Raw genomic sequence first — 19,635 nt, forward strand, 5'->3', positions numbered from 1 at the left:
TTTACTCCCGTGAAAGTGCAACGTTGTAGCCATGCGAGCGCAGCAGCTTGTGGCGGCGCGCCGACTCGAGGTCGTGCGCCACCATCTCGCGCACCATCGCCGCGAAGCTGATGCGCGGTTCCCAGCCCAGGCGCTCGCGCGCACGGGCGGCGTCGCCCAGCAGCGTCTCGACCTCGGTCGGGCGGAAATAATGCGGGTCGACCGCCACGATCGGCTGCCCGACCACCACGCCGGGTGCGTGCTGGCCGTCGACCTGCGCCACCAGCCCGCGCTCGTCGACGCCCTGCCCCTGCCAGGCGATCGTGATGCCAAGCTCGCGTGCGGCGGTCTCGACGAACTCGCGCACCGAGTGCTGGCGGCCGGTGGCGATCACGAAGTCTTGCGGCTGGTCTTGCTGCAGCATCAGCCACTGCATCTGCACGTAGTCGCGCGCATGGCCCCAGTCGCGCAAGGCGTCCAGGTTGCCAAGATAGAGCTGGTGTTCCAGGCCCTGGGCAATATTGCTCAGGGCGCGGGTGATCTTGCGCGTGACGAAGGTCTCGCCGCGGCGCGGCGATTCGTGGTTGAACAGGATGCCGTTGCAGGCATACATGCCATACGCTTCGCGGTAATTGACGGTGATCCAGTGCGCATACAACTTGGCCACCGCGTAAGGGCTGCGCGGATAGAACGGCGTGCTCTCGCGCTGTGGCGACTCCTGCGCCAGTCCGTACAGCTCGGAAGTGGAGGCCTGGTAGAAGCGGGTCTTGCGCTCCAGGCCGAGGAAGCGGATCGCCTCCAGCAGGCGCAACGCGCCAAGGGCGTCGACGTCGGCCGTGTATTCCGGCGCCTCGAACGACACCGCGACATGGCTCATGGCGCCCAGGTTGTACACCTCGTCGGGCTCGGCCTGGGCCAGGATGCGGGTCAGGTTCGAGCTGTCGGTCAGGTCGCCGTAGTGCAGGCGCAGGCGCGGATCGTCGGCGTGCGGATCCTGGTAGATATGGTCGATGCGCGCGGTATTGAACAGCGAGGCGCGGCGCTTGATGCCGTGCACTTCGTAGCCCTTTTCGAGCAGCAGTTCGGCCAGGTAGGAACCATCCTGTCCGGTCACGCCCGTGATCAGTGCTTTTTTCATGTTCGTCGTTTCCTGTTCGGGTGGAACGATGCCCCTCTGCCATGCCGCCGCTGATAGGCCTGCGCAATTGATTCAATGTAGAGCCGACGCCTGAAGAATGGTCGCGTGCTGTTCGATGCCGCGATGGCGCGACAGTTCCGTATGTCGTGCAGATGCTTGGGTCCTGCTCAATCGCGCTCGATGTGCGCTCCGTGCGCGCTCAGTGCGCATTCTCGCGGCTCAGCACTACCTTGATGGTCTTGAGAATGATCCACAGGTCCAGCCACAGCGACCAGTTGCGCAGGTAATCGAGGTCGTACTGGATGCGCGCCTCCATCCGGTCCAGGGTCGCCGTTTCGCCGCGCAAGCCGTTCACCTGGGCCCAGCCGGTGATGCCGGGCTTGACCTTGTGGCGCAGCATGTAGCCCTTGATCAGCTTGCGGTACTGCTCGTTGTGCGCCACCGCGTGCGGACGCGGGCCGACCACGCTCATGCGGCCCTGCAGGGCATTGATGAACTGCGGCAGCTCGTCGAGCGACGTGCGGCGCAGGAAGGCGCCGATGCGCGTCACCCGGCCATCGTTCTTGCGCGCCTGCATGATGTCGGCGCCGTCGTCCAGCACCCTCATCGAACGGAATTTATAGATATGGATTTCTTCGCCGTACAGCCCGTAGCGGCGCTGGCGGAAGATCACCGGCCCCGGAGAACTGAGCCGCACCGCGACCGCGATCAACAGCATCAGCGGCGCCAGCAGCACCAGCGCCACGCTGGCAACCAGGATGTCGGTCCCCCGCTTGAGCACGCCATTGAAGCCCATGAACGGACTTTCGCTGATGGCGATCACCGGCATCCCGCCGACGGTGTCGAAGCGCGCCTGCATCAGGTCGAACACGTACACGTCCGGCAAAAAGTACACCGAGGCGGTAGTGTCCTTCAGCTCGTCGATCAGGCGCCGGATGCGCGGCTGTGCCGAGACCGGCTGGCTGATGAATACCATTTTGATGTTGTGGCTGCGAACGTAGGAGGCAGCTTCGCTCATGCGGCCCAGCACCGGATGGGCCAGCCCTGGCGGGCGGCGTACGCCGTCGCGGTCGTCGAAAAAGCCGCGTACCTGCATGAACAGGTTCGGATGGCGCCGGCACAGCTCGGCGAACTTGATGCCGGCATCGTTGGCGCCCACCACCAGCACCGAGCGCAGCTCGCGCCCGCCGTCGCGGCTGCCGCCGGCGAAGCGCACCGCCAGGTGGCTGGCCAGGATCGCCAGCGGGGTCGCCACCGCCCACGCCAGCAGCACCCGCTCGTCGTAGTAGTAGCGCATGCCGCTGGCCGAGCCCAGGAAATACAGCACCGCGATCGTCACGCACCAGCCGAAGATGGTGTCGCGCGCGTACGCCAGCATGCGACCGCTGCGCCAGGTGCGGTAGGGGTCGATGTGCTGGTAGACCGCCGACGAGATGAAGAAGGCCAGGATCATCAACACCAGGCAATAGCCCGAGAACGGTTCGTTGAAGGCGACCGTCGCCAGGTACAGGCTTCCCATCACGATCAGCGGATCGAGCACGCGCTGGAAAAACGAGATGATCGGGATGTCGTTGACCGTCATGGGTGGCGCCATCCACACGATGCATTGCGCAGGCAACGTCAGAACAGCACATTGGCGCTCACCTGCACCATATTCGATTCGAAGCGGCCGGTGCCCAGCACTGGCGAGCCGCTGCGCGCCTGGTAGACATAGCCGGCGACCACCTGGACTTTCGGGCGCGCCTGCCAGGTGGCGTGCAGCCTGGCGCTGCGGATGGCGTCGTCCAGGTCTTCCGAACCCGGGAACGCGAAACGCGCGCTGTAGGCACGCCGTTCGTACAGCGCCGTGGCCTCGACCTTGACCTTGGCGCTGGCGTCCCAGGTGGCGCCGATGCTGGCGCCCTTGTTCAGGGTATAGCTCACGCTCGGGCTTTCGATCGGCGCGAATTCTCGCCACAGGGCGGCGTTGTAGTTGAGCTTGCCGACCGGCGTGTAGCTGGCGTTGACGCGGCCGTTGAAGCCGCTGGTGCTGCCTTCGCCGTACGAGGGCTGCCGGCGCCGCACATGGCCGGCCAGCGCCTGCAGCGTGGTGACGCCGCTGGCCAGCCAGTGCACCCGCGCCTTGAGTTCGTCCTGGGTGAAGTCGTCGTTCAGGGCCAGGGGATTGAACGGCCGCCGGTACGGGTAGTCGCCCTTCACGCGGCGCGCCACCAGGCCGGCCGAGCTGCCGCTTTTCGGCTGGTACAGCAGTTCGGCCTCGACCGTCTTTTCGGTGCGGTCGTTGTAGCGCTGCTCGAACAATTCGTAGGTGGTCTTGTCGCGCATGGCGCCGGCACGCAGCTTCCAGCTCGGATGCATCCGGTAGCCGGCGTCGAACAGCTGACGCCGCTGGCGGCGCAGATTGCGCTGGTCGCTGCGGAAATCGGTGTACGGCGCCAGCGTCTGCACATAGAGCGCTTCGGCCCGTCCCTCCAGCTTGTTGCCGATGGCCCAGTTCCAGTTGGCCTGGACATCGCGGCCGTCGTAGTCGAGCTGGTCGAAGTGATCGAACTTGACCTTCGACACCTTGGCGCTGGCGGCCACGCGCTGGCGGCTGATGCGTTTGTTATAGACCACGCCGGCCTCGCCGGTGCGGTAGCTGTCGCTGCGCCGGCCGCCGAACGGCTGCTCGTCGTCGGCGATGCGCAGCAGGTTGTCGTCGTAGGCCCAGCCGATGCCGCCGTACAGGCGCAAGCCTTCCTCGGGCTCGGCGGCCATCGAAGGGAGCGCGGTCAAGGCGGCCAGCGTGGCCCATAAACGAAGTCGGTCATACGTCGCGATTGCAGGCATGTTCTCGGTCTCTCTTTAGTTGTCGCCATAGATCACCAGAACGCCCAGTCGCCAGTCGCGAGCACCCAGATCCCCAGCAGGCCATTGGTCACAGCGTGACCCAGCACGGGAGACCACAGGTTGCGGTGCCGCAGGTACAGCAGCCCATACGCGGCGCCGGCGATCACGCCGGCCAGCCACAAATGATGTTCGACCCCGAACAGCAAGGTCGGGATGACGAAGGCTTTCACGCCGATGCGGGCCGGATCGACGCGCCGGAAGTCGGTGCGCTCGATCCACCGCATGAGAAAAGAGCGCCAGAACAGTTCTTCCATGATGGGCACGACCAGCGCCGCGCCGCCGAGGCGCAGCGCGGCCAGCAGCGGATCGACGCGGCCGTCGACCCGCGGATCGTAGCCGGGACCGCTGCCGGCAATCATCCAGGAGGCGTCGAGCAGCACCCACAGCACGGTGACGGCGGCGCCGACGCCGGCGGCCAGCAGCACTTGCGGGATGGAGAGTGAGAAGCGATGCAGCTCGTCGTACCGGCGCCACAGCACCAGCAGCAGCGCCAGCACGGCGCCGGTCTGCAGCGGATATAGCCACAGCAGCGTCGTGCGTGCGACGCCGAGCCAGGCCAGCAGGTCGCCGAGCACGAGGAAGGCGATGAAGACGCCGAACGGCAGGATGCGCGCCGAAGCGGCGCGGATAAGGACGGCCCGATGCGGTAACCGGGCCGTGGAAGCGCTGGGAGAAGCGGCAGGTGCACTACGCTGATCGTGCCGCTCGGTCATTGATCGACAGGCGCCTGGCCCGCTCCCTGATAAATAGGTTTATTCTCCCCGCGCGCGCGCTTCGATGCGCTCCCAGCGCTCGAGGGCGTCGAGCAGCAGTTCGTCGATCTCGGCATAGCGCTCGTTGATGCGGCGCGCGTCGGCCGGGTTCGTCTTGTAGAAGTCCGGTGCGTTCAGCTGGATCGTGATGGCCGACTGCTCATCTTCAAGACTGGCGATCAAGGCCGGAAGTTCCTCCAGCTCGCGCTGTTCCTTGTAGCTCAGCTTGACCTTCTTGGCCTGAGGGGCGGCTGCGGCAGCAGGCGCGGCCTCGGCCTTGACGGCTGCCGGCTTGGCCGCCGCCGGCTGGCTGGCCGCCGGCGCCGTGGCCCGCACGCGTTCCCAGTCGCTGTAGCCGCCCACGTATTCGCGCCAGCGTCCGCCGCCTTCGGCGACGATCACTTGCGTGACCACATTGTCCAGGAAGGTACGGTCGTGGCTGACCAGGAACACGGTGCCGGTGTATTCCTCCAGCAGTTCTTCCAGCAGTTCCAGCGTGTCGATGTCGAGGTCGTTGGTCGGTTCGTCCAGCACCAGGCAGTTGGCCGGCTTGGCGAACAGGCGCGCCAGCAGCAGGCGGTTGCGCTCGCCACCCGAGAGCGACTTGACCGGCGAACGCGCCCGTTCCGGCGAGAACAGGAAGTCGTTCAGATAGGTCATCACATGCTTGCGCTGGCCATTGATCTCGACCCAGTCACTACCGGGGGCGATGGTGTCGGCCAGGCTCGCGTCTTCGTTGAGCTGGGTACGCATCTGGTCGAAGTAGGCCACGTTGAGCTTGGTGCCGAGGCGCACCGCGCCGCTGTCGGCGGTTTCTTCGCCCAGGATGATCTTGAGCAGCGTGGTCTTGCCGGCGCCGTTCGGCCCGATCAGGCCGACCTTGTCGCCGCGCAGGATGGTGCCGCTGAAACCGTCGACGATCACCTTGTCGCCGTAGCGCTTGTTGACGTTTTCCAGGTCGGCGACAATCTTGCCGGAACGCTCGCCGGTGGCGACGTCGAGCTTGATCTGGCCCTGCGTATCGCGCCGCGCGGCGCGCGTCAGGCGCAGCGCTTCCAGACGGCGCACGCGGCCTTCGTCGCGGGTGCGGCGCGCCTGCACGCCCTTGCGGATCCAGACTTCTTCCTGCGCCAGGAACTTGTCGAACTTGGCATTCTCGACTTCTTCGTTGGCGAGCAGCTCGCGCTTGCGTTCCTGGTAGGTGGTGAAATTGCCCGGGAACGACAGCAGGCGGCCGCGGTCGAGTTCGATGATGCGGGTGGCGACATTGTCCAGGAAGCTGCGGTCGTGGGTGATGAACAGGACCGAGCCGCGGAATTCGCGCAGCAATCCTTCCAGCCACTTGATCGAAGTGAAATCGAGGTGGTTGGTCGGTTCGTCCAGCAGCAGCACGTCGGGGCTGGAGACCAGCGCCACGGCCAGCGCCACGCGCTTTTGCATCCCGCCCGAGAGCTTGCCCATGATGGCGTCGCGCGCCAGGCCCAGGCGGTCGAGCGTGGTGTCGACCTTGTGCGCCAGGTTCCAGCCGTCGATCGCGTCGAGTTTGGTCTGCAGCACGTGCATGCGCTCCATCAGCGCGTCGTCGTCGCCCTGGCCGAACTTGCCGGTCAGCTCTTCGTACTCGGTCAGCATCGCCTGCTGCTCGCCCATGCCGAGCGCCACCGCGTCGAACACGGTCATCTCGGGGTCGAACACCGGCTCCTGCTCGACGTAGGCGATATGAATGCCCTGCTGCATGACCAGCAAGCCATCGTCGAGTTTCGAGCGGCCGGAAATGATCTTCAGCAGCGAGGACTTGCCGGTGCCGTTGCGGCCGATGAGGCCGACGCGTTCGCCGGTCTCGAGGGAAAAGTCAGCGTGGTCGAGCAACGGCACGTGGCCGAAGGCCAACTGAGCGGAGGTAAGGGAAATGACAGCCATGATCGATGTGCGTTTCGGCGCCCGTTCGCGCGTGCGCGAGACGCCGGAATGGGGTGCGTTGATTGAGTAAGGCGCACATTGTACCGACTGACAGGCCAGAACCTACAATTCTCTCGCTATCCTCGGCTATAATTGCATCCGGTCCAGGATGCCGGCCTGCTGTGCAGGGGCCGCCTGCCGGACCGCAGGCCCGTCCTGCTTCGCCCCGCCGCCTGGCGGAGCGCGCGTCCTCCCCGTAGCACAATGGATAGTGCACATGCCTCCTAAGCGTGGGATACTGGTTCGATTCCAGTCGGGGGGACCACTGCTTGATATCAAGATGCGTTACGACATCTGCAATTCTGCCCAAACCAGCATGTTTTGCCTGTGCCTGAACGTTCAGGCGGCTGATTATGATCCGCTGAAGTTGCCTATCGACGCATGCAATGTGGCGCCACAAGTGGTCTTGTGCCCATCATAGGCCACGGCGATCCCGTCGATGAGGTGGGCTGGATCGCCTTCGGCAATCGTACAAATGTCGTGCCCCTTGATGGGGCAACTGCATTTATCGCCAACGCAGGCGACAGGATGCCGTCAACCGTGAAATGTGTGGCGCTTACGCTCTCGACCTTGCCACCGTGTGACGTGGCGTCACCTAGACGAATGACGTTGCACATTGCTCAGCCCTTCTTTTGAGGCGAAGTTCCTTCACTTGTTCCGGTTTCGGGAGTGCCGGCCCTGGCGTCTTTTGATGAAACATCATCGAGAGAAACCTGGGCGACTGACGCTGCCTGAGCTGCCACCCCAGCGCCGGCAGTCGCTTCTCCGTAACTGACCAATTTCCATATAGCCGCCTTACGATACGATGGCCGTTCACCCTTGAACTTTTGCCATAGAGACGGTTCGTCCAGCGAGACCACGTGTGGCATGCGTTCGCCGGTCTGGATGTGCCGCCGGCGGTTGTCCTGTTTTTCTCCCGGTTGATCGGACTCCCACCAGCCGGTCTGCGGACAGATGCGGCCCGTGGCTGCAAGTTCGCCGATCGGAACATGCGGATGCAGACTGCTCCCTGCGCTCTTGATCGACGCGGCGCTGGTTGGGCGTACGCGGACAGTGCTGGTCATTTTGTCCCAGAGGGCAATGGTTTCCGCATCAGTCAAGCTGGCTTTGACGGCGCCGGCTGCGTTGTTGCCGACGCCAGTCTGGAGCTGGATACTCGCATAGGGCTTGAGAGCATCGCCAGCCACGCCAGTGAACCTGAGTTCGAAATCATGATAAGCGTGCACGCGACCCTCGTCGGGTGCCCAGGTCAGCACCTCGTAGCCGGTTGTCCATTCGTGGAGCTGACGTGGGCTTTCGCGGAAGTATTTGACTTTGGCGAATGCTTCTTCCACTTCAGGTGGGCCCTTGTCGTCCTTCATGCGTTGCCACTGTGCCTTGAGGGATTCGCGTTCCGGATCGTGGGGATTGGTGGGACGGACTTGGATTGAGAAATGTACATCCGGAAATTCCATTAGGCGGAAACCGATGTTGACGAATTCCCCCGGATGGCCTTCCTCGTCATCCGGCGAGTCCGGCAGGAAGGCCCGTTTGAGACAGTTGCCGGGTTCGGCCGGGGCTTCGTCGTCTGCACGTTGGCGCAGGCGTCGAGCAATGCTCTTTATTGTTGCTGTGGCTCTCTCTCGATATTGCTTTAGGGGACGCGCATCAATGACAACACCGTCATTATTCAAGCTGAAGTACCCGTTGATTTTTAGCTCGCCAATCGCTTCAAACCCCTCGTAGCCAGTCACGATCTTTCCTTCTGGATGGCGTATGTCCTCAACAGAAATCAACAAAGGTATGTTGTTGAGGTAAATGGCTTTTTCGCTTTTTAGCTCGTCGATGAATTGCTGTGCCTCAGCCTTCACCTTATCCACGCCGTCCGGGTAGATGCTGACGCCCAACGAGACAGTCGTTTCTCCCCAGGCGACAGCAGCCGATACAGGCACATCGACCATGAACCGCCCGAAGCAGACGGTTTTCGTTTTCTCGAAAAGGGGCTGCAGGCGGGGAGTGAGTGTCGTCATATTCGGCTTCTTCCATTCTTTCGGTTGGTGGTCGCAGGCTGCGAGCAGCAAGGCTGCGGCAGCAATAGGAGCAAGGAGCAAGCGTTGGATGGCGGTCGGGTACATGGTCTCACTTTCAACATGTCCAATTTGCATTCTGGGCGATGCGCACGATGCTGTACAAGGTCGAGGCGATGGCGCGCGGGTCTTTGTAACTGGACTGGTGCTCATAACCCGCTTGGCGGAACACGCCCTTGAACGTGCCGCTGTGCAGTTGATGATCGGCAGACCTGGCAGGGACGGTCTGGTCACCCGGCGCCGAAGGCGGGAGTATCGTTGCATGCATTGGCTCCGGCGCACTGTCGTTGTAGGGTAGCGATCCAATATTGTTCACCCCGTTCGCATCCCGGGCAGCAAATTCCAGCTTGCCCTGCCTGCTGTCGCGGACGACTGGCCAATTCTGCCACCCGCTCGGGTCAGTACAACTCCTGATGTCCCACACTACTTCCCCAAAGCTCTGGCGCGCACGGTCGGCGCCATAATGCGCATAGCTGTTGGGATGATACGTTCCCGAAATTTCTCGATGGAAATGTTGAACGCGGTCCAGATAGCTGCACGTCCGTTCGAACGTTCCGCCACCTTTGTCTGGAGGACGACGGGATGGATTGATCCAGTCCTCCCGGAACAACGCATACCATTTGCCACGCAGCTTGTAGATCTCACGGTAGGGATCGCCCTGTTTCGGCCAGGCTTCCAGATCACGCCCTTTGTGCCGCACCCGCAACCAGCCGTTGCCATATGATTCGGTCGGCAGCAGCTGTAATGCACCTGGAGCGTTCGCAAGCACCGCCGTGACTTCATCCCCATAATTGCCGGCCACCTTGGCAGCAAGGCTTTCCTGCGGCCCACTCAACATGCCCGGATCCTCGAATCCCGCCCGCATGCGCTTATAGGCGGCAGGCGCGCCGATCGCCGGCATAACACCATGCACAATGCCGAGCACCTTGTCTTGCAAATTGCCGTAGGCCGGATGCACCAGTGCGCGCCCCACCAGCCCACCCATCGAGTGCGTGACGACAATCACCTGCTTGCACTGGTATCCGGAGCCGTTCAGGTCGTCGATCACCTTGTTGATGCGCTGCGCGATGATTTTTGCACTATCGCCATTCGATTGCAGCCAGTTGTAGCCAAACGCGTACACGGCAAACCAGCAGCCGGTGGCCACCTTCTTGAGCTCGTCCTCGGTCAGCGTCTGCTGAGGCAACTTGGGATCGGGGTTCCATGCCCGTGGATCGACGCCGACGACGTCGCGCCACTCCTGCCGGACCCTACCGCCTGAAAAAGTGTTGTTCAGGCGTGCCTCGAGGTGCTGCAGCAACTCGCCATAGCTCTTGAAGAAGACTTCACCCCAGCCCCGCTCGCGCGCCTTCTGGACGGCGGTACGCCCGTTCTTGGCCGTGGGTGGATCATCCATCAGCAACGGCGAGTTGAAACTATCATCGAGTTCGACGTTCGCATGCCGCTCGTCGCCGCTGACGTCCGAAGGGCGGGCGGGATCGTAGATGTCGACCGTGGTCTGCAAAGGGTCCAATCGCAGCTGGCGCTCACCCGGTGAAAGCTGAGAGTGTTTTTTGATATTTTTGGTACCCAGGATGTCGGGCCGCCATGCGATGTTGTCCTTCAAGCCCAGTTCCTGCTGCCGCTGCGCGCTCATGCGCAGATTCGAGCCCATGATGCCGGGCAGGAAAATAATCGGCAAAACCCGTTTAGGCAGAATTCTGGCGCACTGCGGACGCGTGTCCTGCTTCGGTGTGGCAAAGCCTTCGGCCTTGCCTGCACCTCTTGGATTCTGCCGTGCAGGCAAGGGATGTTCTGCGGTAGCCATCGGTTTCGGTCTCCTGTGGTCAGGCGTCTAACGCTTCGATGCTGTAGCGCCCGAAAGGAATGGTGCTGGCAACCCGTTCGGTCAAGCCGGCGTCATCGGTCCGTCCCTCGAAGGTGCGGCCGTCTTCCGTAGTGATGCGATAACGCTGGTCGGTCATTGGCTCGTCGGTACCGATCCAGCGCAGGACGACTTGCAGATCGTGCGCGGACTCGCTCTTGGGCAGCGTCATGGCAGCCAAATTGCCGCCACCTGGCTTGACGTGGGCGAACTTCGACGATTTGATGGTGTGCTCGCCGCTACTCTGCTGGGTAATGGCGCCGCCGCCGATGTCCACCTGCGCGCCTTGGGCCACGAGGCGCAGCCTGGGCGCCTGCAGCACGATTTCGTCGGCGGCTATCAGGACGATGCGCTTGGCGGCCGTGAGCTCGATGTCGTCGCCATGCGCCTGCAGTTCCAGCTTGCCGCTGGCGGCGATGAGCTTCATGCCGGAACGGTGGGCAAACAGGCTGATACTTTCCGACACGCGCGCCAGCAGCTTCCTTCCGACCGATAGCTGGGTGTTGCCGATGCTGACCACATCGACATGCGTCTGCGCGCCGATCGCGATGTTGTCCTGGCTGGTCACGGCAACACCGGCCGGGGCCGACAGCGCCACCACCGGCTGGCCGCCCCCGTCGGCCCCATCCTTTTCAGTATTGCTGCCGGCCTCCCAATCCCTCAAATAGGTGATCAGCTGCGCAAGCTGCTGGTCATCGGAAACCTCGGCACGATGAGTCGCGGACAATTTCGACAACTCCTGCTGCACACCCTGCAACGCTTCGGTCAAACCGACCAGCTCGTCGCGATCCAGCTGCTTGCCGCCTGCATTCCGGCGTCCAGCAGCACTCACGAGTACTCCTCGCCCACCCCGGACCGCAACGGCATGGTCACTGCGCAGCTCCGCACCTTCGCCACGCGCTTCGCCTTTGCCGTCGTTGCGCGGATGGGTGAGCCAGCCCAGGTTCAGTTCGCTATGGCCATGCTGCGAAGACAACTGGGCATTGATCTGGCCCGGCGTGTCGTCCAGCCGCAGCTGGTTGTAGCGGCCTCCCTGAACTTCCTTGCTCTTGATGCCGGCCAGGTATTTGTTTCCGGGCAGCGCGCCAGTATGGCTGAAGGAAGGCGGCAAGGCTGCGCCCCCATGGACCCTTGCCACGATGACAGGCTTGTCGGGGTCGCCCCCTAAAAAGTCAATGACGACCTCCTCACCTACACGGGGCAGTGTCAGCGTTCCCCATTGGCTGCCGGCCCAGGTGCTGGCGACGCGGATCCACGCAGAGTCGCGATCGCTGTCGCTGGCACCGGCGCCGTGCGCATGCTCGTGGTCTTCAGCCCTGGTACCAAGGAAGCGCACTTTGACTCGGCCATATTGATCGCAATGTATTTCTTCGCCAGCGGGACCAACCACTATTGCACTCTGCAACTGCGGACGCGGCAAGTCGTTTCGGGGATCGAAAGCGGGCACGATCGGAATGCCACGACGCACACACGAAAAACGGTTGGTGTAACGCATGCTGCGTTCTTTGCTGGCTTGCTGTAGAAGATTGCTGAGGGGCCGCTCATCCCAACGGCTGAGCGCAAACAGACGTTCTATTCGATCGTCGAGCGACTTCGGCAGGTTGTTTTCTGCATCAATTTCCAAGCGAGTGATAACGAATTCGCGCTCGTCCTGCGGATGGGTGTCGATGTCAGGGTGACCGGTCAGGGCAATCCACTGTCCGACACACATCGATCGCACACTGCCTTCGCCGTAAAAGCACTTGGCTTCATACTCATGGCGCTTCATACGCAAATCGCCGAGTTTTCGATAGTCGGCGTCGTCATCGCCGGCATGCGGCGCGTCGATCAGATAGTCGTCGAGACTGGCTGCGAATCGGTTCCCCGTTGCTCCCTGGTCAGTGAAGGACGGTGCGGTTGCGGTCATCGGACGACCGCGCATGTAATCCCAGCTTTGGCGGGTCAGATTGCCTGGCTTGAGTTTGCGTACAGCACTCCACATCGTAATGGTGTCGCTTTGCTCGGTGCTGTCGTCGCGGTGATAGCGGACCGTTCCAGCGACGTTTTGTGGCAACGTCGATGCGTCATCGAACAACACAAGGGTGTGGGTTGGCGTGTTCTGATGTTGTGACGCGGCAGGCCCGGACTGCATGCCCCAGGCGATGCCACGCCGCTTCCACAACCGGCGCAGGAAGTCGGCGTCGGACTCGTTCTGCTGCACCGTTAATTCCCGCGCAGGATATGTGCCGGTGATATGCGACCAATCCAGATTGAAGATCCTGGCGAGAACTGGATTATTCCGGCGCCACTCATCCACGATGGTCTGAGTAATGTCCAGTTCGTTCATGTTGCGGAACACACGAGTACTGATTCGGTACTCCATCAATGCCAAAGCATCCCGCAGCACCAGTTCGTAGGTCGCCAGGCCACCATCGCTCTGCCCGGAGGCAGCTTGCGCCACGATGCCGCAGACGACATGGATGGCGCCGCAATCCGTGACGAACTGCAGCTCAACGGGTAAGGCAATGAACTCCTTCAACAGAAGGTCTGCACGCGTCGATACGCATAGAAGCCGGTATTCCAGCCCACCGCAGAGTGCTTCGGTGCCAGTAACACGCTTGACCAGGAGGACATCATCGAGCACACGCTCCTCCTGGAATAGCCGCACACGGATGGGGCGATGAGACTCGGTCAGATCAGACACCGCGTGAATCAGATCCTTGAGATTCATGAGAACTTCCTGAGCAAGTATTCAGATGAGATATCTATTTTTGGAAAATTCCAAAAATCAATGGTACTTACCTGAAACAACGATATCTTTGATTCTGAACAGGCTCTTGCTCGAACTTACTGACGACCTGGAGATGCCGATAGTCCAACGAAGAGGCAACCGTTATGAGAACAGCTCGGCCGTGTACGGAAATCGTTGGTACTGTGGGTTGGCTTCTGGCTGAGGATGCCCAGCCCTGACATGGCTAATGGCGATGCATGGCAGCCTCGGGGAAAGCGTGAGGAGGCCGCATGGCTAGTTATGCTACGACGAGTAAGGCGGTACACGGTGGCCAGGCGCGCCAGTAGCGGCTGCCACCTACCTGGATAGACTTTAAATGCTGGCCCGTAGCTTGTGTTTCATAGTCGAAAGCAGCTCGATCATGATCGCCTTGTCCTCGCTTGGCACATCGGCCAGCATTTCCTCGATCCAGCGCTCGTGGGTGGCCGCCATCTCGGCGAACGCCGCCTTGCCCGCCGGGGTCAGCTTGACGGCCGAAGCGCGCCGGTCTTTCGCATCCTGCACCCGCATCACCAGCGCCTCGCGTTCGAGCTGGTCGGTAATACCGGTGACATTGCCGCCGGTAACCATCATGCGCTTGGACAATTCCCCCATGCGCAAGCCGTCCGGGAAGCGTTCCAGCTGCGCCATCAGGTCGAAGCGCGGCAGCGTGATGCCGAACGTGGTGCGCAGGCGACTGCGCACTTCGTTCTCGATCCGCGTCGTGCACGACAGCATGCGCAGCCACAGCCGCAGGGACTGGTGGTGCTCGCTGGTCAGGCGGCTTTCCAGGTCCAGTTCCGCCTTGTTGCCCGCGCCGGGCGCCCCCTCGGCGCGCTGTGCACCCTCATCGAAATCCTGCATGCTTCCCTCAAACCGCTTCCGCGCGTAATATAAACCGTTGTAGTTTACCGGTTTCGGTGCGAGGCAGTTGTTTTCGAAAAACAACCAGGCGCAGGTACTTGTAGGGGGCGATCTGGCGCTTGACGAATTCCTGCAGTTCGCGCACCAGCGCCTCGGAACCGGCGTGCCCTTCGCGCAGCGGCTGCGCGATCGCGCCCAAGAGCAGCTCGACGGCGCAGTTGATGCGGTCGGGGCTGATCCACGGCCAAACCTTGGCGCCGTCAGGCCGTGGCCGGACCTACACGCGGACGGCCTGGCGCTGCACGGCGCGAATCGCCAGCGCGAGCGCCGCCGCCACCCCGGCCCGGTCCGCCGCCTGCGCCGCACCAGCTTGTTCCAGCGCCGCCACCGCGCTGCCCAGGCCGAGCATGGCGCAGCCTTCGCGCAGACGCGCCAGGCGCGCCGTGACGGTGTCGGCATCGGCCGCCGCCAGTTCCAGCCCCGCCGCTTCCATCTGGCGCCCCAGGCCATCGTAATACAGGCGCAGGCGCGCGGCGTCGATGCCGAGCCGGGTCGCCACGGCGGCCGGCGCTTGGTCGTCCACGTCGTCCACGTCGTCTTCCGGTTGCGGCGCGGCAAAGATGCGTTCGAACTGGGCACGCACGTCGTCCTGCCGGAACGGCTTGACGATGTAGCCGTCTGCTCCCGCCGCCGCGGCCTCGTCGCGGGTGGCGCCGTCGGCCGCGGCCGACACCAGCACGAAGGGCAGCGTCGCCAGCGGCGGATGCGCGCGCAGGCGCTGCAGCAGCTCCAGTCCCGACAGCTGCGGCATGCGCAGGTCGCAGAACACGATGTCCGGCGCCTGGCCCGGCACGGACTCGGCCAGCATGCGCCAGGCCTCGGCGCCATCCTCGGCCTCGATGATCTCGTGCCTGCCGCAGCTGTCGATCAGGTGCATCAGCATCATGCGCGCCACCACGTCGTCGTCGACTACCAGTACCTTCATCGCACCTCCACCAGCCATGTACGGATCCGCATTATAAGCACCCTCGTCCCTGCTCCTCATCACTGCGCTACCTCGAATGCGTCCAGCAACGCATGCAGCTGCGGCAGGCCGGCGCGCACGCGCGCCAGGTCGCCCGTCGCCGCCGCGGCTTCCAGTTCGGCGCACAGTTGTTCCAGCGCCGCCCCGTCCAGATGGCTGGCGCTGCCGCGCAGGCCGTGCAGGATGAGGCCGACGGTGTCGGCGTCGCCGGCGTCGAGCGCCGCTTCCAGCTCGGCGCGGCGGCGCGGCAGGTCGGCGGCGAAGGCCGCGCGCAGTCGCGCCGCCAGGTCCGCCTCGCGGCTCGGCGGCGCTGCGGTCATGCCCGCGCGCGCCGGGGCGCTGTCGCTTGCCTCGTCACTCCCCACCGTCACGCCGAACATCGCATCCAGCGCCGCCGTGGCCAGCGCCGCCGCGGTCTGCGGCTCCTGCGCCGGCATCGGCGGCAGCACCACGCCGCGCCCCTGCTGGCGCTCGATCGCGCGCGTCAGCTGCAGGTGCAGCGCCGCCTCGTCGATCGGCTTGGTCAGGAACGCATCCATGCCGCAGGCCAGGTAGCGCGTGCGGTCTTCGTTGCTGGCGTTGGCGGTCAGCGCCACGATCATCACGTGCGGGTCCAGCACCGGCGCGTCCGGCGGGCCGCCGGCGCGGATCAGGCGCGTGGCGCTGGCGCCGTCCATCTCGGGCATGCGCCCGTCCATCAGGATCAGGTCGTAGCGCGTGCGCGCGCAGGCCGCCACCGCGGCGGCGCCGTTGTCGACGATCTCGATCTCGTGCCCCATCTCTTCCACCATCAGGCGCGCGATGATCTGGTTGGTCGGGAAGTCCTCGGCGCACAGCACCTTCAGGCGGTGGCTGTGCGGCGCGCGCGGCGCGTGTTCGGGATCGGCCGGCTCGACGCCGTCGTCGAGCGGCAGCAGCACGCTGAAGGTGCTGCCCTGCCCTTCGACGCTGTTGACGCCGATGGTGCCTTTCATCAGCTCCACCAGCTGGCGGCAGATCGCCAGCCCGAGGCCGGTGCCGCCGTAGCGGCGCGTGGTGGTGCTGTCGGCCTGCTCGAATTTCTGGAACAGGCGCGGCACGGCGTCGGCCGGAATGCCGATGCCGGTGTCGCGCACCGTGAAGCGGATCATGTGGCGCCCCGGTGCTTCCGGCTGCTCGTCGGGACGGCACTGGGCGTGCACGCTGATGCTGCCGCTTCTGGTGAATTTAAAAGCATTCCCGACCAGGTTGACCAGCACCTGGCGCAGGCGGGTCGGGTCGCCCACCAGGTAGCGCGGCACGTCGTCGTCGACCGTCACCGAGAAATCGAGGTCCTGGCTGGCCGCCTGCTCCTGGAACAGGCTGGCGACGTTGCGCATCTTGGCGTGCAGGTCGAAGTCGATCCGTTCCACCGACAGCTTGCCGGCCTCGATCTTGGAAAAATCGAGCAGGTCGTTGATGATCGCCAGCAGCGACTGGGCGTTGGCCTGGCCGCGCACGATCTGGTCACGCGTGACTTCCTTCAGGGCCGGGTCGCGCAGCGCGAAGCCGAGCATGCCGATCACGCCGGCCAGCGGAGTGCGCATCTCGTGGCTCATATTGGCCAGGAACTCCGACTTCTGGCGCGTGGCGTCCTCGGCGCGCTCCTTGGCCTGGCGCAGGAATTCCTCGTTCTCCTGCAGCGCGCGGTAGGCGCGCGCCAGCTCGTTGCTCTGGTGGCGCACGCGCCGCTCCTGCTCGCGCAGTTCGCGGGTCTGGCTTTCCAGCACGCGGTTCTGCTGCTCGACCTGCTCGGTGCGGGCGCTGACCTGGTGTTCGAGGCGCTCCTGGCGGCTGCGCAGGTTCGACAGTCGCATGCGCAAGGCGGTGTAGACCACCGCGCACACCAGCACCGTCATGCCGATCCGGAACCACGGCGTGCCCCACGGCGGCGGCTCGATGGTGATCGCCAGCGCCGCCACGTCCTCGCTCCAGACGTCGTCCTTGTTGGCGGCGCGCACCCGGAACACATAGGTGCCCGGATCGAGGTTGGTATAAGTGGCGAAGCGCTTGTCGGCGCCGGCGTTCACCCAGCCCTGATCGAAGCCGTCGAGGCGGTAGGCGAAGCGGTTGCGCTCGGGCGCGGCGAAGTGCAGCGCCGCGAATTCGAGCGTCAGCACGGCGGCGTCGGCCGGCAGCGTGACCGCGCTCGCATGCTCGACGGGGCCCGGCAGCAGGCCCGGGAACACCTGGTCGAGCGGCCGGTTGAACACCTGCAGCCCGGTGATCACGGGCCGCGGCGCGATGCGGTTGTCGCGCAGCGCGCGCGGGTCGAACGCGGTGATGCCGTTGAAGCCGCCGAAGTACAGGGTGCCATCGCGGGTGCGCAGGCTGGCGGCATCGAAGTAGGCGCCTTCGACGATGCCGTCGGCCGCCGTGTAGCTGCGCCAGCGCCCGCTCTTGGGGTCGAAGCACGAAATGCCGCTGGCGGTGCTGACCCAGATGCGGCCATCGAGGTCTTCCAGCAGCGCCGCCACCGCGTCGTCGACCAGGCCGTCGTGTGTCGTGTAGCGGGTGAAGCTGACCGCGCCGTCGCGGCCGGTGACCATCCGGTTCAGGCCGACCGCGGTGCCGACCCAGATGTCGCCGCGGCTGTCTTCCATCAGGTGGTGCACCTCGTCGTGGCTGAGCGAGTTGGGATCGTACGGGTCGTGGCGGAAGTGGCGGAAGCGCCCGCTGGCGCGGTCCAGCAGGTCGAGGCCGCCGAAGGTGCCGACCCAGAACCGGCCGTGGCGGTCTTCCAGCATCGGGCGCGCGATGTCGTCCGACAGGCTGGCCACCTTGGCCGGATCGTGGCGGTAGCTGAGCACCCCGCCGCCGTTCGGGTCGAGCCGGTGCAGGCCGCCGCGGGTGGTGATCCAGACGTAGCCGGCGCGATCGAGCATCATCGAGCGCACGTTGTTGGCGTCGGCGTCGCCCGGCAACACCTGGCGCCGGAAGCGTTTCGTCGCGGGGTCGAAGGCGGTGACGCCGGAGCGGCTGCCGATCCACAGCACGCCGCTGCGGTCGCGCGCCAGCGCCGCCGCCGGCACGTCGATCAGGCTGTTCGGGTTGCCGGGCTCGTGGCGGTACACCGTGGCCTGGCCGCTGGCCGGGTCCATGTGGTGCAGCGCGCTGCCGGTGCCGACCCACAGCCGCTCGCCGTCTTCCATCAGCACCCGCACCTTGTTGTCGAGCAGGCCGGTGACGCTGTTGCCGGCGACGGCGGACACGCCTTCGCCGTTGCGGCTGACGATGCGCGCGAAGCCGCCGCTGCCCAGGTCGACGCGCGACACGCCGCCGTACCAGGTGCCGGCCCAGAAGGTGCCGACCCGATCTCGGTACAGCGCCGAAATGTAGTTGTCGGCCAGGCTGTGGCGGTCGGCCACGGCGTGGCGATAGCCGTCGAAGCGTTCGGCGCCGCCTTTTCCGTTCTTGTCGTTCGCGGCAGGCGCGCGCCAGCGGAACAGGCCATCGTCGTGGGTGCCGATCCAGACATTGTCGCCATCCTGGTACAGCGCCGTGATCCAGTACGGGCCCAGGCCGTCCTGCGCGCCGAAGCGCCGCACTTCGGCGGCGCCCGCGCCCGCGCCGCCATCCACCCCGGCCAGGCGGCGCCGTTCCAGCCCGCCGAAGCGCCCGACCCACAGGCGCTGCTCGTCGTCGACCAGCAGCGCGTGCACCGGCGTCTCGCGCGGACCGAGTCCGGACGGGTGATGAGTGACCTCGCTGCGGTCGGGACTCAGGCTGTCGAGGCCCGCGGCGGTGCCGATCCACAGCCGCCCCGACGCATCGCGCGCCAGCGCCTGGATGCCGTCGTCGCGCAGCGTGCGCGGATTGTCCGGCATGTGGTGCCAGACCGTGAAGCGGCCGGTCTCCGTGTCGAAGTGCTGCAGGCCGTCGGCGGTGCCGATCCACAGGCCGTCCGCGCCGTCGCCGATCAGGGTCTTGATCTGGCGGTTGCCGTTGCCGCGCCGCGCCGGCTCGTTCGGCAGGTACAGGGTAAAGCTGCGGGTGGCCGGATCGTAGCGATTCAGGCCGCCGTCGGTGCCGATCCACATGCGCCCATGGCGATCCAGGTGCAGCACGCGCACCCAGTTGTTGACCAGGCTGCGCGGATTGCCGATCTCGTTGCGGTGGGCGACGAAGCGGTAGCCGTCGTAGCGCGACAGGCCGGACTGGGTGCCGAACCACATGAAGCCGTCGCGGTCCTGCACGATCGACAGCACCGATTCCTGGGCCAGCCCCTGCTGCACCGACAGGTGCTCGAAACGCAGCGTGGGTTCGGGCGGCGCCGCCCGGGAGGCAGGCACGAGCGCCAGCAACAGCAAAAAGACAAACAATCGAAGCATGG

At 64.7% G+C, this 19,635-nt stretch carries 11 protein-coding genes, 1 tRNA gene and 2 pseudogenes; 1 reads left to right on the forward strand and 13 read right to left on the reverse strand.

The genetic code is table 11. The features are described from left to right. Position 1: 1 nt before the first annotated feature. From gmd to QPK27_RS06260, 5 genes are all read right to left on the reverse strand, one after another. Complete coding sequence (gene gmd / locus QPK27_RS06240; protein ID WP_290417342.1) at positions 2–1,117, reverse strand: GDP-mannose 4,6-dehydratase; 1,116 nt, start codon at positions 1,115–1,117, stop codon at positions 2–4. A gap of 199 nt (positions 1,118–1,316) precedes the next feature. Beyond that, positions 1,317–2,699 (reverse strand): undecaprenyl-phosphate glucose phosphotransferase, encoded by a 1,383-nt coding sequence (locus QPK27_RS06245; RefSeq protein ID WP_290417343.1) that lies wholly within the window; start codon positions 2,697–2,699, stop codon positions 1,317–1,319. A gap of 38 nt (positions 2,700–2,737) precedes the next feature. Further along, a complete protein-coding gene (gene epsL / locus QPK27_RS06250; RefSeq protein ID WP_290417344.1) occupies positions 2,738–3,946 on the reverse strand; it encodes an XrtB/PEP-CTERM-associated polysaccharide biosynthesis outer membrane protein EpsL in 1,209 nt (402 codons plus the stop codon). 32 nt (positions 3,947–3,978) lie between these two features. Further along, positions 3,979–4,719 carry a CAAX prenyl protease-related protein gene (locus QPK27_RS06255; RefSeq protein ID WP_290417345.1) on the reverse strand — a complete coding sequence of 247 codons (741 nt, stop codon included), beginning with the start codon at positions 4,717–4,719 and terminating at the stop codon, positions 3,979–3,981. A 39-nt stretch (positions 4,720–4,758) separates the two neighbouring features. Next, the gene (locus QPK27_RS06260) at positions 4,759–6,678 is read right to left on the reverse strand and encodes an ATP-binding cassette domain-containing protein (protein ID WP_290417346.1); all 1,920 of its coding nucleotides are present in this window, start codon (positions 6,676–6,678) and stop codon (positions 4,759–4,761) included. A 229-nt stretch (positions 6,679–6,907) separates the two neighbouring features. Between QPK27_RS06260 and QPK27_RS06265 the strand changes: the two genes are divergently transcribed. Then, positions 6,908–6,982 (forward strand) — tRNA-Arg (locus tag QPK27_RS06265). An 86-nt stretch (positions 6,983–7,068) separates the two neighbouring features. On the opposite strand, the pseudogene QPK27_RS06270 reads toward QPK27_RS06265, so the two are convergent. From QPK27_RS06270 to QPK27_RS06305, 8 genes and pseudogenes are all read right to left on the reverse strand, one after another. Further along, a pseudogene (locus QPK27_RS06270) lies at positions 7,069–7,334 on the reverse strand (PAAR domain-containing protein). Between the two features lie 3 nt (positions 7,335–7,337). Continuing rightward, entirely contained in the window at positions 7,338–8,831 is a 1,494-nt protein-coding gene (locus tag QPK27_RS06275; protein ID WP_290417347.1) for a T6SS immunity protein Tli4 family protein, read from the reverse strand. A 10-nt stretch (positions 8,832–8,841) separates the two neighbouring features. After that, a complete protein-coding gene (locus tag QPK27_RS06280; RefSeq protein WP_290417348.1) occupies positions 8,842–10,590 on the reverse strand; it encodes a triacylglycerol lipase in 1,749 nt (582 codons plus the stop codon). A 19-nt stretch (positions 10,591–10,609) separates the two neighbouring features. Beyond that, positions 10,610–13,357: a type VI secretion system Vgr family protein gene (locus tag QPK27_RS06285; RefSeq protein ID WP_290417349.1), complete on the reverse strand. Its 2,748-nt coding sequence runs from the start codon at positions 13,355–13,357 to the stop codon at positions 10,610–10,612. Between the two features lie 372 nt (positions 13,358–13,729). Continuing rightward, entirely contained in the window at positions 13,730–14,260 is a 531-nt protein-coding gene (locus QPK27_RS06290) for a MarR family winged helix-turn-helix transcriptional regulator (RefSeq protein ID WP_290417350.1), read from the reverse strand. A gap of 7 nt (positions 14,261–14,267) precedes the next feature. Then, positions 14,268–14,438, reverse strand: a pseudogene (locus QPK27_RS06295) (2-aminobenzoate-CoA ligase); the annotation flags it as partial. Between the two features lie 99 nt (positions 14,439–14,537). After that, complete coding sequence (locus tag QPK27_RS06300; RefSeq protein ID WP_290417351.1) at positions 14,538–15,245, reverse strand: response regulator; 708 nt, start codon at positions 15,243–15,245, stop codon at positions 14,538–14,540. Positions 15,246–15,304: 59 nt separating this feature from the next. Next, positions 15,305–19,633 carry a two-component regulator propeller domain-containing protein gene (locus QPK27_RS06305; RefSeq protein ID WP_290417352.1) on the reverse strand — a complete coding sequence of 1,443 codons (4,329 nt, stop codon included), beginning with the start codon at positions 19,631–19,633 and terminating at the stop codon, positions 15,305–15,307. Positions 19,634–19,635: the final 2 nt, after the last annotated feature.

It is taken from the genome of Massilia sp. YIM B02443 (genome assembly GCF_030411955.1).
Taxonomy (GTDB): domain Bacteria; phylum Pseudomonadota; class Gammaproteobacteria; order Burkholderiales; family Burkholderiaceae_D; genus Telluria.

Coding starts and splice junctions, on each gene's coding strand:
- gmd (WP_290417342.1), bottom strand. CDS start 1,117: ATGAAAAAAGCACTGATCACGGGCGTGACCGGACAGGATGGTTCCTAC.
- QPK27_RS06245 (WP_290417343.1), bottom strand. CDS start 2,699: ATGACGGTCAACGACATCCCGATCATCTCGTTTTTCCAGCGCGTGCTC.
- epsL (WP_290417344.1), bottom strand. CDS start 3,946: ATGCCTGCAATCGCGACGTATGACCGACTTCGTTTATGGGCCACGCTG.
- QPK27_RS06255 (WP_290417345.1), bottom strand. CDS start 4,719: ATGACCGAGCGGCACGATCAGCGTAGTGCACCTGCCGCTTCTCCCAGC.
- QPK27_RS06260 (WP_290417346.1), bottom strand. CDS start 6,678: ATGGCTGTCATTTCCCTTACCTCCGCTCAGTTGGCCTTCGGCCACGTG.
- QPK27_RS06275 (WP_290417347.1), bottom strand. CDS start 8,831: ATGTACCCGACCGCCATCCAACGCTTGCTCCTTGCTCCTATTGCTGCC.
- QPK27_RS06280 (WP_290417348.1), bottom strand. CDS start 10,590: ATGGCTACCGCAGAACATCCCTTGCCTGCACGGCAGAATCCAAGAGGT.
- QPK27_RS06285 (WP_290417349.1), bottom strand. CDS start 13,357: ATGAATCTCAAGGATCTGATTCACGCGGTGTCTGATCTGACCGAGTCT.
- QPK27_RS06290 (WP_290417350.1), bottom strand. CDS start 14,260: ATGCAGGATTTCGATGAGGGTGCACAGCGCGCCGAGGGGGCGCCCGGC.
- QPK27_RS06300 (WP_290417351.1), bottom strand. CDS start 15,245: ATGAAGGTACTGGTAGTCGACGACGACGTGGTGGCGCGCATGATGCTG.
- QPK27_RS06305 (WP_290417352.1), bottom strand. CDS start 19,633: ATGCTTCGATTGTTTGTCTTTTTGCTGTTGCTGGCGCTCGTGCCTGCC.